Consider the following 513-nt stretch of genomic DNA (forward strand, 5'->3'; position numbering starts at 1 on the left):
GTTCGACAGCACCACGGCATCAGGGCCCAGGCGTTCGCGCACCAGGCGCAGCGCCTCGCGGCTGGAGGGCGCGACGACCTGGCAGGTGGTCGCGGCGTCGGCGGAATTCGGGGTGTTCACAGGGCGGCTCCAATCGTGGCGGTCACTTTGATGGTGCGGGTGTCGGGTATCTCAGCGTGCGACAGCACCTTGAGTTGCGGCAGGCTGCGGCGCAGGAAGCGCGCCAGCAGCACGCGCAATGGGTGCTGCACCACCAGCACGGGGGCCAGGCCCAGGCCGGCTTGCCGGTCCATGGCCTGCTGGGCTTCGCGCAGCAGCCTGTCGGCCAGGCCCGGCTCCAGGCCGGCGCTGTTGCTCAGGGCCTGCAGCAGCACGCGGTCGAGCGAGCTGTCCAGGCCAATGACCTGCAGTTCCTCCTCGCCCGGGAAAATATGCTGGACGATGGCGCGCGACAGCGCCAGGCGTATCAGCGAGGTCAGCTCGGTGGTGTCGCTCACCGTGGGGGCGTTCTCG

General features: G+C 70.0%; 1 protein-coding gene. It reads right to left on the reverse strand.

Features of this window, described 5'->3' with window-relative positions; genetic code table 11:
- Positions 1–116 precede the first annotated feature (116 nt).
- The coding region (locus AC1DVK_RS27210) for an FHIPEP family type III secretion protein (RefSeq protein WP_477627859.1) at positions 117–513 on the reverse strand (397 nt) is incomplete at its 5' end.

The organism is Peribacillus sp. P4_B1 (assembly GCF_056402395.1).